The organism is uncultured Maribacter sp. (assembly GCF_947500985.1).
Lineage (GTDB): Bacteria > Bacteroidota > Bacteroidia > Flavobacteriales > Flavobacteriaceae > Maribacter.
In genome coordinates this window covers 149,412-162,130 of the sequence record NZ_CANMTX010000002.1, presented here as the reverse complement: position 1 = coordinate 162,130, position 12,719 = coordinate 149,412, and the positions used below count along the sequence as shown (strand labels likewise).

Genomic DNA, 12,719 nt, shown 5'->3' with positions numbered 1-12,719 from the left:
AAAAATAATGACATGAGTGAGACATCGAAGTCTTTGAATTTTATTGAACAAATTGTTGAAGAGGACTTGGTAAATGGTTATACCAAAGACGAATTACGTTTTCGTTTTCCTCCAGAGCCAAATGGTTACCTTCATATTGGGCATGCTAGCTCTATTTGCTTAAACTTTGGTTTAGGTCTTAGATATAATGCACCTGTAAATCTGAGGTTTGACGATACTAACCCAGCAAAAGAGGAACAAGAATTTGTAGATGCCATCAAAAAGGATGTAGAATGGTTAGGTTTTAAGTGGGATACCGAACGGTATGCTTCGGATTATTTCCAACAATTATACGATTGGGCTGTTGAATTGGTTAAACAGGGCAAAGCTTATGTCGATAATCAATCTTCGGAAGATATGGCCATTCAAAAAGGCACGCCTACAGAACCAGGAATCAATAGTCCGAATAGAAATAGATCTATAGAAGAGAATTTAGAACTCTTTGAAAAGATGAAAAACGGAGACTTTAAAGAGGGTACTCATGTATTAAGAGCCAAAATAGATATGGCTTCTTCTAATATGTTAATGAGAGATCCTATTATGTATCGTATACTACATAAAGCACACCACAGAACAAATACCGATTGGTGTATTTATCCGATGTATGATTGGACACATGGTGAAAGTGATTATATAGAACAAGTATCTCATTCGTTCTGTACTTTAGAATTCGCAATGCACCGAGAATTATATAACTGGTTTTTAGATCAAGTATATGATGAAACTAAAACAAGACCTAAACAACGTGAGTTTGCTCGTAGAAATTTAAGTCACACTGTAGTTAGTAAAAGAAAACTAGCAAAACTAGTAGAAAATGGTGTTGTTGATTCTTGGGATGATCCTAGAATGCCAACTATTTCCGGTTTAAGAAGAAGAGGTTATACTCCAGAATCTATCCGCAATTTTACAGATACTATAGGTATAGCAAAAAGGGATAACCTGATAGACGTTTCTTTATTGGAGTTTCAAGTACGTGATCACTTAAATAAAATCGCACCTAGAGTTATGGGTGTTTTAGATCCTTTAAAAGTAGTCATCACAAATTATCCTGAGGGTGAAGAAGAGTGGTTAGATGCCGAAAACAATCCTGAAGATGAAAGTGCCGGTTCTAGAAAAGTTCCTTTCTCAAGAGAATTTTATATAGAAAAAGAAGATTTTAGAGAAGAGGCAAATAAGAAGTTTTTCAGATTAAAACTTGGTAAAGAGGTTCGTTTGAAGAATGCATACATTATAAAGGCGGAATCTTGCACAAAAGATACTGATGGGAATATAATAGAGGTACAATGTACTTATGACCCAAAAAGTAAAAGTGGAAGTGGTTCTGAAGAAAGCTTGCGCAAAGTTAAAGGAACTTTACATTGGGTTTCCATAAAACATGCTGTTGAAGCCGAAGTTCGTTTATACGATCGTTTGTTTACAGATGCAAGTCCAGATACACACAAGGACAAAGATTTTATGGAATTTGTAAACCCTGATTCTTTAGAAGTAATTACCGGTTATGTAGAACCTCATCTTAAAGAGGCACAAATTGGAGATCGTGTCCAATTTCAACGCATCGGATATTTCTGTGTTGATCCAGATAGCACTACAGATAAATTAATTTTTAACAGAACTGTTGGTTTACGAGATTCTTGGGCTAAAATTCAATAGAATAACTAGTATAAATATACCTTATTGTAAAAGCCCGTTCTAATTAGGGTTTACTATAAAAAACTACCGTTAGGCTTGATGCCTAACGGTAGTTTTTATTTTTTAGACTAATTGGTATTAATCAATGTAAAAACATGTGTTAAATGCTTTAAAACAGCAATTTGATCAGGCTACTTAACTTAAAGGGTAATTATTTAATACTGAATTAGAAAAACATAAAAAAACCCAAGAACAAATGTTCTCGGGCTGAATCTTAAAATGATAAAGTTAAAATTACTTATTCCTTAAGTTTAGGCTTATTAGTTTTCTTCATACTTTCACCAATCATGTTACTGGCAGTAAAACTAGCAACCATATTATTTAACATGTCACTACCCGCTTGCGGAGAATTTGGTAACAAAATCAAATTCGTATTTGTTTCTTCACCAATACTTTGTAATGTATCATAATGCTGTGTTACAACAATTAAGGCGGAAGCTTCTTGTGAATTGATACCAACTTTATTTAGTACTTCAACAGACTCTTCTAAACCACGAGCAATTTCTCTTCTTTGATCTGCAATACCTTGACCTTGTAATCTTTTGCTTTCTGCTTCGGCTTTTGCCTTCTCTACAATTAAGATACGAGCAGCATCACCTTCAAACTGTGCAGCGGTTTTTTGACGTTCAGAAGCATTAATACGATTCATGGCTTCTTTCACCTGTGCATCTGGATCAATATCGGTTACCAAGGTCTTGATAATATCAAAACCATAATCTAACATAGCTTCTTGCAATTCAGATTTTACAGCTATTGCAATATCATCTTTCTTAACAAAAACATCATCTAATTTCATTTTAGGTACTTCTGCCCTCACTACATCAAATACATAAGAAGTAATCTGCTCATGTGGATATTCTAATTTGTAATATGCATCATATACTTTTTCTTTAATAACAACATATTGTACCGATACTTTAAGTTTTACGAATACATCATCTAAGGTTTTAGTTTCGATAATAACATCTAACTGTTGAATTTTTAAACCTATTCTAGCTGCTATTCGCTGTACAAAAGGAATTTTAAATTGAATACCAGATTGTCTAACACTAGTAAATTTTCCGAAAGTTTCTATTAAAACAGCAGTTTGTTGTTTTACAATAAATACACCCGACAGGATAGTGGCAATCACTAAAATCGCAATCGGAATCCAAATAAATGAGCCCATGATTTTTTCTTTTAAAGTTAATATTGGAAGATACTAAAAGCCTTCATATTATTAGTAGCATTTATTTCATATTTGTTACAGAAAGGCACTCAGAAATACATAATCTTAAATTTATTTGGTAATTACCATTTGCAATCAAATTATCCCAGTCAATTTCTGACACTTATAACTTTAATTTCGAATGATTAAATTAGACTTAAACAAAACACACAAACTATGCTTGTCTCTATAAATCCGAAATTACCAATGCGAAACAAGAATGTTACCATAGATTATTATATTAATTCGCTAGGATTTAAAAAAGTAGGTGTAATAGATTATCCTGACTATTTGATGATAGAAAAGGATGAAATCGAAATACATTTCTTTTTGTTTGAAGCCCTTGAGCCTAAAGAGAATTATGGTCAAGTATATATTCGTACCAATGAAATTGATGCATTATACCAATCATTATTAAATACGAAAGTACCTATACATCCAAATGGCGCCTTAGAAATAAAACCCTGGGGGCAAAAGGAATTTTCTCTTCTAGACCCTAATCATAATCTATTAACCTTTGGAGAATCCATCAAGAAATAGATTTGTAAGTAAAAGAAAAAGGGAGCTAAAATGAGCTCCCTTTTTTTATATATTAAATGTGTTCATTAGATATCAAAACGATCTAAATTCATCACTTTAGTCCATGTTCTACTAAAGTCGCGTACAAATTTTTGTTTCGCATCTTCTGTTCCATAAACTTCGGCCAATGCACGTAATTCTGAATTAGAACCAAAAATTAAATCTGCTCTAGTGCCAGTCCATTTAACTGTACCTGTTTTACGATCACTTCCTTCAAACACAGTATCATCATCAGAAGCAGCCTTCCAAGTAGTACCCATATCTAATAAATTGATAAAGAAATCATTTGTAAGTAACCCTGGTTTATCAGTAAACACTCCGTTATTAGAACCGTCATAGTTAGATCCTAGTACACGAAGACCACCAACTAACACTGTCATTTCTGGCGCAGTTAAGGTTAATAAATTCGCTTTGTCAATTAACAACTCTTCTGGTTGAATAGAAACATTTTTATTGGTATAATTTCTAAATCCGTCCGCAAGTGGTTCAAGTGCATCAAAAGCCTCAATATCCGTTTTTTCTTGAGTCGCATCTGTACGACCAGCGTTAAATGTCACTTTAGTATCAAAACCAGCAAGTTTAGCGGCATTTTCAACAGCGGCTGTACCAGCTAGAACAACCAAGTCGGCAAAAGTAACTTTCTTATTACCAGACTGACTATCATTAAATTCTTTCTGAATCTTCTCTAACATAGTAGTAACCTTGGCTAATTGCGTAGGGTTATTTACTTTCCAACCTTTTTGAGGCGCTAAACGAACACGACCACCATTGGCACCACCACGTTTATCTGATCCTCTATAAGTTGAAGCAGAGGCCCAAGCAGTAGAAACTAATTCTGCAGTAGAAAGACCTGAAGATAAAATTGTTTTCTTCAATGATTCTATATCAGCATCATCAATCAAATCAAAATCAACCGCTGGCACTGGATCTTGCCATAGTAATTCTTCTTTTGGTACTTCAGGACCTAAATAACGATCAACAGGACCCATGTCACGGTGCGTTAACTTATACCAAGCTCTTGCATAAGCATCTTTAAACTCATCTGGATTTTCTAAGAAGTTTCTAGAAATTTCTTCATAAGCTGGATCTATACGTAAAGACATATCTGTAACCAACATAAACGGTTGGTGTGTCTTTCCTGGAATATGTGCATCTGGCATTTCACCAGCACCTGCATCGCCAACTGGCTTATATTGCCAAGCCCCAGCCGGACTCTTTGTTAATTCCCATTCGAATCCGAATAAGTTTTCAAAGAAGTAATGACTCCATTTTGTAGGTGTTTGTGTCCAAGCACCTTCTATACCACTCGTAATAGTATCAGCACCAGAACCAGTACCAAAACTACTCTTCCATCCTAAACCTTGTTCCGTAATATCAGCTGCTGCAGGTTCTGAACTTACATATTTTTCTGGATCTGCGGCGCCATGTGTTTTACCAAATGTATGACCACCAGCAATTAAGGCAACCGTTTCATAATCATCCATAGCCATTCTTTTGAATGTCTGTCTTATATAATGTGCGGCTTCTAAAGGATCAGGATTAGCATTATGACCTTCTGGATTCACATAAATTAATCCCATATGTGCAGCACCTAAAGGATTTTCTAATTTATCTCCTTTTTCATCATATCGCTCTTTGTTTCCTAACCACTCTGTTTCAGAGCCCCAGTAAATATCTTCTTCTGGTTGCCATATATCTTCACGTCCGCCTGCAAAACCGAACATTGGTAATCCCATACTTTCGTGAGCAACATTACCTGTAAGAATCAGTAAATCTGCCCAAGAAATCTTCTTACCATATTTTTGTTTAATAGGCCATAATAATAATCTTGCCTTATCTAAATTGGCATTATCAGGCCAACTGTTTAATGGAGCAAAACGTTGGTTACCTGCACTAGCACCACCTCTACCATCAGAAATACGGTATGTACCAGCACTGTGCCAAGCCATTCGTATAAAGAATGGTCCGTAATGCCCGTAATCAGCAGGCCACCAGTCTTGACTCGTAGTCATTAAATCAGTCAAATCTTTCTTAATCGCAGCTAAATCCAAAGATTTAAACTCTTCAGTATAATTAAAGTCGTCGTCCATTGGATCTGCCATTTTGGAATGCAACCTTAATATATTAAGATTCAACATATTTGGCCACCAATCTCTATTCGTTGTTCCACCGCCAGCTGCTTGATGCATTTCACCATTCAAAAACGGACAATTTGCTGCAGCAGGATCATTAACATCCCAAGCTTCACCTTTATCGTTAGTACTACTCATGATTATATAAATTTTAAGTTGTTTTTAATTCTTAAACACAAAACTATAAACATTTCGTCTATTGTTTTAATATTTATAATAGATAATACCTATGGTATAATATTATATGTTTTGGTATTCATGTCATATAATTATCAAACTGATTCCCTTTAACCTTTAAAATAATGAATATCATAAAGATAACAACTTATACCAGCTTTATAACCGCACCTATCTCATATTTAATAATTTAGTAAGACAAACTAACGACTCAAACTAATGAACGTACTTTCCTCTAGGGAATCTCCTATTAAAAATTTATTGTCTCCATTTAACAAATTCAAATACCTAACGTCATTGGTTCTAATTTTAGTGTGTTTTTTCTTACAAAACACAAATGCACAGAACATACCAAACCCAACAAATATCATAGGTTTTGAAATTGGGTCGGACTTTCACCTAGCTACTTACGAACAATCAATTACTTATTTTGAAAAATTAGCTTCGGCAAGTGATATGGTAGAGATGAAATCTGCCGGAAAAACCTCTGAAGGAAGAGAATGGCAATATGTAATGATATCAACTCCTGAAAATCTAGAGAAAATAGAGCACTACAAATCTATTTCACAACAATTAGCGCATCCAGAAAATCTAACTAGAGAAATGGCAAAAGCACTAGCAAAAGAGGGAAAGGCCATTGTAGATATTAGTGGAGGTTTGCATGCTTCTGAAGTAGCAGGAGCACAACACATAATTACCTTGGCATATGACCTGGTTTACAATGCCAAATCAGAAAAGTATAGCGGAATTTTTGAAGATGTTATCTTAATTCTTTGGCCATCATTAAATCCTGACGGGCAAGATATTATTGCAAACTGGTATTTAGGTAATGTTGGAACATCTTATGAAGTAGCATCTACACCATGGTTATACCAAAAATATGTTGGTCATGATAACAATCGAGATGCATATATGTTAAATCAACTAGAATCCCGTGTAGTTGGCAGTATTTGGCGAGAGTGGGAACCAAGTATTATTCATGTTCATCATCAATCTTCTCCTTTTCCCACTAGAATATGGTTACCACCTTTTGCAGAACCAGTTGCTCCCCAAACTCCACCATTAATGGCACGAGAAGTAAATATGATTGGCATGGCTATGGCTCAAGAGTTAGAAACTGAAGGTTTGCCAGGTGCAGTACATATGGGTAAGGGTTTTGATGCTTGGTACCCAGGTTATATTGACTACATGCCAATGATGCAGAACATACCATCATTTTGGACGGAGACTTCTCTGTACAAATTTGCTACACCTCATTTTTATACCATTAAGGATTTTCCAAAAGAAAGAGCAGATTTACGAGTAGAATCCTTGTATTCTAGCCCATGGAAAGGTGGATGGTGGCGTTTAGGCGATGCTGTAAAATATATGGAAACAGCTTCAATAGCAGTTTTAGATTATGCTTCAAAATACAAAGAAACCTTACTTTTTAACAAGTATCAAGCAGGTATAACTACTATTAACAAGTATAAGCAAGAACCGCCATATGCTTATTTTATAAAACAAAAACAGCGTGACCCTGTTAGACCTGTAGAATTTCTTAAAAGACTAGCCTTTAATGGTATTAAAATATCACAACTAGATACTGACATTTCTTTTGAAGGGAATGAATATCCTAAAGGTACATGGGTTATACCCATGGCACAGGAATTTGGCGAATTAGCTAGGCAACTTATCGATATTCAAGAATATCCAGATATAAGAGAATCACCAGATGGACCGTTGGAACAGCCATATGATGCAGCAGGGTGGACATTGCCATACCAAATGGAAGTAGAAGTTATTGCGGCGATGACTCCTTTATCTCAATTGGTATATTCTAATTTAAAACCTGTTAAGGGCACAGCTTTAGCCGAAAACTATAACAACGATATTGATTTAAGTAAGGTAGACTTTATTGGTGGGGCCGGTTTTGATACCAATGAAATTGCAGTAGGTATTATTCCCTTACCAGGAACTTTAAAAGGTAGTGGAGGTACCATGGTTCTCAATCCCAAAGAAAATAATTCATTCAGGGTTATTGGCGATGCTATGAGCAAAAATCTTCCGGTTAGTTACAACTCAAAACAACAAACTTATGCCATAAGCAACACATCAAGATCACAAATGCAAAAATGGGTGAAGGAATATGCTTTAAATGCCAAAGTAACTTCAAGTAAATCAAAAACAAAGGTAACATCTAGAATAGCGGTTTATGATCCATGGAAAGCAAGTATGGATATGGGCTGGACAAGATGGTTATTGGATAATTTTAAAATACCATATACCATCATTAGAAATGCAGATATCAACAACGGAAATTTAAATAAAAGGTTCGATGTTATTCTACTAGCATCTGAAAAACCAGGTACAATTGAAAATGGTTTTCAAAAAGGAATGGCTCCACCACAATATACTGGAGGTTTAAAAGGATTGGGTGTTAGAAATATCGAATCTTTTATTAGTTCTGGTGGTACATTGGTTTGTTTAAATAAAAGTACTGATTTCGCCATAAAAGAACTTCATTTACCCGTAGAGAACAATGTAGAAAAATTAAAGAAAAACGAGTTTTTTACAGGCGGCTCTATTTTAGAAGTGACAAATAATAATCTACATCCAGTTATGGCTGGTATGCCAGAAAAATCAGGTGTCTTTGTTTTTGGAAGCCCCGTGTTTAAAACTCTTGAAGGTTTTGAGGGCGAAATTCTATCTAAATATCAAGAAAAAGGATCCCCATTATTATCCGGCTATTTAGTTGGTGAAAAATACATGAACGATAAGGCGGCAGCCGTTGATGTTCATTATAAAAACGGGCATGTTGTTCTTTTTGGTTTTCAACCCCAATGGCGAGGGCAATCCATGGGTACTTATAGAGCCCTATTCAATGCCTTGTTATATACAAATGACGTCGCAAAAAGTCATAAAATTATAGAAGAATGGTCTTCTACAGATGAGGAAAAAGAAGTAGAAGAATTTGAAACAAGTCCTGAAAAAGAAAATCAGGATTTAAATTAACCAAACCAGCGATTATTAATGTTATAGCGCCTTTAACTGTTAAACCTTTTATTTTAACAATTCCTTCTAATAACCGTTTTGTTAATCTGTCTATATTGGCCGCTAACCGACTCAAAATAATGCCTAAAATCACCAAAAGACAAAGACAAGCAAAATGGCTGCGTATTTTTAGAAAAGTACATAGGACCACTGGTGCGGCTTTGTTCATTTTCTTCTTTATTATCTCTATCACTGGACTTCTTTTGGGATGGAAAAAAAACAGCGGAGGAGTAATTCTATCAAAATCATATGAAGGCACTTCTACAGAATTAAAACATTGGTTACCTATTGATAGTTTACACACGCTCGCTAATACCTATCTTTTAGAAAACGTATCTAAAGAATTATCTACTAAAATTGATAGAATTGACATCAGAAAAGAAAAGGGAATGGTGAAATTCATTTATGAAAATCATCTCTGGGGACTGCAATTAGATGGGGCAACAGGCAAATTACTTCATATAGATCGTAGATATTCTGACCTCTTAGAACAAATACATGATGGTTCAATTTTAGATAATTATGTGGGCACTAGTGATAATCAAATAAAAGTCTTCTACACTACAATAATGGGGCTTGCACTTCTTCTTTTTACGATAACCGGTTTTTGGTTGTGGTATGGGCCAAAACGTATGCGAAAAAAATAAAACAACAGCTTAAAAATTAAGGTTAGCTTTGGGGTCTTAATAAGGCTCAATAATTATGGCAGACCACAAGAAAAAAGAGGGTTTAGAAAAACCAACTTTACACCCAAGAAACAAACATACCGGTCGTTACGATCTGAAGGCGCTTAAATTGGTAAACACTGATTTAAAGCCGTTTGTAACTAAAAATAAGTACGGAAACTTTACAATAGACTTCTTTAACCCAGTTGCTGTAAAAGCCCTAAATAAAGCAATTTTAATTTCACAATACGGATTAGACTTCTGGGATATACCAGATGGTTTCTTGTGCCCTCCGATACCAGGAAGAGCAGATTATATTCACCACATTGCTGATATCTTGGCAGCCAGTAACGATGGAAATTTAGTTAAAGGCGATAAAATTAAATGCCTGGATATTGGAGTAGGAGCAAATTGTGTATACCCAATAATTGGAAATAATGCTTACGGTTGGTCTTTTATAGGATCTGATATAGACCCAAAGGCGATAGAAGCAGCACAAAAAATTGTGACGTCAAACCCTTCTCTTCATGGTAAAGTCGAATTTCGACTTCAACCCAAACCTGAACATATATTTTCTGGAATTTTAAATACAGATGAAAAAGTAGATTTAACTATCTGTAACCCACCATTTCATGCTACACAAGCGGAAGCGGAAGCCGGAACACTTAGAAAATTAAGTAACCTAAAGAAAAAAAGGGTAAAAAAACCCGAGCTGAATTTTAGCGGTCAAGGTGGAGAACTTTGGACAGATGGCGGAGAAAAACGATTTGTACTGAATATGATCAATGAAAGTGCTCAATATTCTAAAAATTGTGCCTGGTTTTCAACTTTGGTTTCAAAGCAATCTAACCTACGTGCGTTTTATGATAGATTAGAAAAAGTAGGAGTTGTGGAGCACAAAACTACACCAATGGGACAGGGTAATAAACTAAGTAGAATAATTGCTTGGACATTTTTATCAGCACCAGAAATGGAAAGCTGGGCAAGCGATAAATGGAAAGCTGAATAAAAATTCGGCCAAAACCTCTTTAGACTTAAAATAGAGCCTGTTTAAGCGGTTTTATTTAAAAATAGACCCGAAGGGTCGAAATTTTTTTTGAAAATACGCAAATTAGCTAAAATGGCAGGAGAAACAGATCTTAGCATTCTTTTAAAAAGTTTAAAACCAAGCTTAAACGAAGGAAGTTATGTTTTCTTAACTCTTAAAGATATTCAACAAATTTCTAGGTCAGCTATTTTATTTGAATTTAAAGAAAGAGAAGGTATCACCATTATTCTTGAAAAAGAGAAAGCCGATGCCCTAAAATTAAAATACGAATTTGTTGCATCGTGGATAACACTTAATGTTCATTCTGCATTAGATGCTGTTGGTTTAACAGCTGCAGTTTCTACGGCACTAACAAAACAGAATATCAGTTGCAATGTAGTTGCGGCATATTATCACGACCATATTTTTGTAGCAACCAAAGACACACAAAAAGCTATGGAAGTTTTGGGTGAATTTTCAGGAAAATAAAGACTGCTTCATTTTCCTGAAAATTTTATTTTATCCCAATTTGTTTAAAGCTGTTTCTATTCTAGAGATACTTTCTTCTTTACCGATCATCGCCATGATATCGAAAATATGTGGGCCTTTCATATCACCAACTAAGAATAGGCGTAAAGGTGGCATCACTTTTCCAAAAGACAATTCTTTCTCGCCAATCCATGCCTTTACAATGGTTTCGCTGTTTTCAGAAGAAAAATCTTCTATAGGTTTTAATACAGAAATGAGATCATTCATGATTGAAGCGGTATCTTCTTTCCATTGTTTTTTTGCTGCTTTCTCATTGTATTCAGTAGGAGCAACAAAGAAGTAATTACTCAAATTCCAAAAGTCAGAAACAAAAACTGCACGTTCTTTTATAAGTGTAACCACTTTGGTAACATAATCTAAATTCAGTTTATCATCATCAGAAACATTCTCCTTTACTGTCGGTAAGAATAACCTAGCTAACTCATTATCAGCAGTTTCCTGAAGATATTGTTGGTTGTACCATTTGGTTTTTTCTGGATCAAATCGAGCCCCAGATTTATTTACACGGTCTAGACTGAAGGTTTCTACCAATTCATCTAAAGAAAATAATTCTTGTTCAGTACCAGGATTCCATCCTAATAGCGCCAAGAAATTTATAACTGCTTCAGGAAAATACCCTGATTCTTTATACCCAATAGATTCGTTCCAAGAAAGAGGAAAAACCGGGAAGCCCATTTTTTCACCATCACGTTTACTCAACTTTCCTTTTCCAACTGGTTTCATAATCAAAGGTAAGTGTGCAAATTCTGGCGATTCCCAACCAAAAGCATCATACAATTGTTTGTGTAATGCCATAGAAGGCAACCATTCTTCACCACGAATTACATGGCTAATTTCCATTAAATGATCATCAACAATATTTGCTAAATGGTATGTTGGCATTCCGTCACTCTTAAATAAAACCTTATCGTCTAAAACGTTAGTATCTATTTTTATTGAGCCGCGTATTAAATCTTTTAGATGTAGTGTTTCATCTGGCGGAGTTAAAAAACGAATAACATAATCATCGCCATTATCTAACCTTGCTTTAACTTCTTCTGGCATTAAAGACAATGAATTATCTAGCTTTAATCTATTATGCCAATTGTAAATAAAGGTTTTGCCTTTTTCTTCATGATCTTTTCTGTGCCCATCTAGACTTTCAGAAGTATCAAAAGCGTAATATGCATTACCACTTTCTACTAAATCGTCTGCATATTCTTTATACAATGTTTTTCGCTCGCTCTGTCTATATGGACCAAAACCACCATCTTTACCAATGCCTTCGTCAAAAGGAATTCCGCACCAATTTAAAGAATCAACTATATATTGCTCAGCACCATCAACATATCTATTCTGGTCAGTATCTTCTATTCTTAGAATAAAATCACCACCATGTTTTTTGGCAAATAAATAATTAAATAGGGCAGTACGAACACCACCAATATGCAATGGTCCAGTAGGACTAGGGGCAAAACGAACACGAACTTTTTTAGACATAGTATTTTTATAAGGCTACAAAGATACACATCCCTAACTTTTTAACTTAATAATGCCAAATAGGAATTTTACAAAAAACAGCTAAATAGTACCGTTTAATTATGTAGTTATCAACAGGCCAGAGTTTTGATTTAACAAATATT

At 34.9% G+C, this 12,719-nt stretch carries 9 protein-coding genes; 6 read left to right on the top strand and 3 right to left on the bottom strand.

Features of this window, described 5'->3' with window-relative positions; translation table 11 throughout:
* Window positions 1-12 precede the first annotated feature (12 nt).
* Window positions 13-1,689, top strand: coding sequence for a glutamine--tRNA ligase/YqeY domain fusion protein (locus tag Q0871_RS04300; protein ID WP_299318302.1), 1,677 nt, complete (start codon window positions 13-15; stop codon window positions 1,687-1,689).
* A 277-nt stretch (window positions 1,690-1,966) separates the two neighbouring features.
* Here Q0871_RS04300 and Q0871_RS04295 read toward each other — a convergent pair whose 3' ends face one another.
* Window positions 1,967-2,896, bottom strand: a complete 930-nt coding sequence (locus tag Q0871_RS04295) for an SPFH domain-containing protein (protein ID WP_299318300.1) — start codon at window positions 2,894-2,896, stop codon at window positions 1,967-1,969.
* A gap of 216 nt (window positions 2,897-3,112) precedes the next feature.
* On the opposite strand from Q0871_RS04295, the gene Q0871_RS04290 reads away from it, so the two are divergent.
* Window positions 3,113-3,475 carry a VOC family protein gene (locus tag Q0871_RS04290; RefSeq protein WP_299318297.1) on the top strand — a complete coding sequence of 121 codons (363 nt, stop codon included), beginning with the start codon at window positions 3,113-3,115 and terminating at the stop codon, window positions 3,473-3,475.
* A 65-nt stretch (window positions 3,476-3,540) separates the two neighbouring features.
* Here the strand turns inward: Q0871_RS04290 and katG are convergent, their stop codons facing one another.
* Window positions 3,541-5,784, bottom strand: coding sequence for a catalase/peroxidase HPI (katG, locus tag Q0871_RS04285; RefSeq protein WP_299318294.1), 2,244 nt, complete (start codon window positions 5,782-5,784; stop codon window positions 3,541-3,543).
* Window positions 5,785-6,042: 258 nt separating this feature from the next.
* On the opposite strand from katG, the gene Q0871_RS04280 reads away from it, so the two are divergent.
* From Q0871_RS04280 to Q0871_RS04265, 4 genes are all read left to right on the top strand, one after another.
* Entirely contained in the window at window positions 6,043-8,817 is a 2,775-nt protein-coding gene (locus tag Q0871_RS04280; RefSeq protein ID WP_299318291.1) for a M14 metallopeptidase family protein, read from the top strand.
* A gap of 119 nt (window positions 8,818-8,936) precedes the next feature.
* Window positions 8,937-9,503 (top strand): PepSY domain-containing protein, encoded by a 567-nt coding sequence (locus Q0871_RS04275; protein ID WP_299318288.1) that lies wholly within the window; start codon window positions 8,937-8,939, stop codon window positions 9,501-9,503.
* 55 nt (window positions 9,504-9,558) lie between these two features.
* Window positions 9,559-10,530: a 23S rRNA (adenine(1618)-N(6))-methyltransferase RlmF gene (gene rlmF, locus Q0871_RS04270; protein ID WP_299318285.1), complete on the top strand. Its 972-nt coding sequence runs from the start codon at window positions 9,559-9,561 to the stop codon at window positions 10,528-10,530.
* A 111-nt stretch (window positions 10,531-10,641) separates the two neighbouring features.
* Window positions 10,642-11,037, top strand: a complete 396-nt coding sequence (locus Q0871_RS04265) for an ACT domain-containing protein (protein ID WP_299318283.1) — start codon at window positions 10,642-10,644, stop codon at window positions 11,035-11,037.
* A gap of 30 nt (window positions 11,038-11,067) precedes the next feature.
* On the opposite strand, the gene gltX is transcribed toward Q0871_RS04265, so the two are convergent.
* Window positions 11,068-12,576: a glutamate--tRNA ligase gene (gltX, locus tag Q0871_RS04260; RefSeq protein WP_299318280.1), complete on the bottom strand. Its 1,509-nt coding sequence runs from the start codon at window positions 12,574-12,576 to the stop codon at window positions 11,068-11,070.
* Window positions 12,577-12,719 lie beyond the last annotated feature (143 nt).

Coding starts and splice junctions, on each gene's coding strand:
- Q0871_RS04300 (WP_299318302.1), top strand. CDS start 13: ATGAGTGAGACATCGAAGTCTTTGAATTTTATTGAACAAATTGTTGAA.
- Q0871_RS04295 (WP_299318300.1), bottom strand. CDS start 2,896: ATGGGCTCATTTATTTGGATTCCGATTGCGATTTTAGTGATTGCCACT.
- Q0871_RS04290 (WP_299318297.1), top strand. CDS start 3,113: ATGCTTGTCTCTATAAATCCGAAATTACCAATGCGAAACAAGAATGTT.
- katG (WP_299318294.1), bottom strand. CDS start 5,784: ATGAGTAGTACTAACGATAAAGGTGAAGCTTGGGATGTTAATGATCCT.
- Q0871_RS04280 (WP_299318291.1), top strand. CDS start 6,043: ATGAACGTACTTTCCTCTAGGGAATCTCCTATTAAAAATTTATTGTCT.
- Q0871_RS04275 (WP_299318288.1), top strand. CDS start 8,937: ATGCCTAAAATCACCAAAAGACAAAGACAAGCAAAATGGCTGCGTATT.
- rlmF (WP_299318285.1), top strand. CDS start 9,559: ATGGCAGACCACAAGAAAAAAGAGGGTTTAGAAAAACCAACTTTACAC.
- Q0871_RS04265 (WP_299318283.1), top strand. CDS start 10,642: ATGGCAGGAGAAACAGATCTTAGCATTCTTTTAAAAAGTTTAAAACCA.
- gltX (WP_299318280.1), bottom strand. CDS start 12,576: ATGTCTAAAAAAGTTCGTGTTCGTTTTGCCCCTAGTCCTACTGGACCA.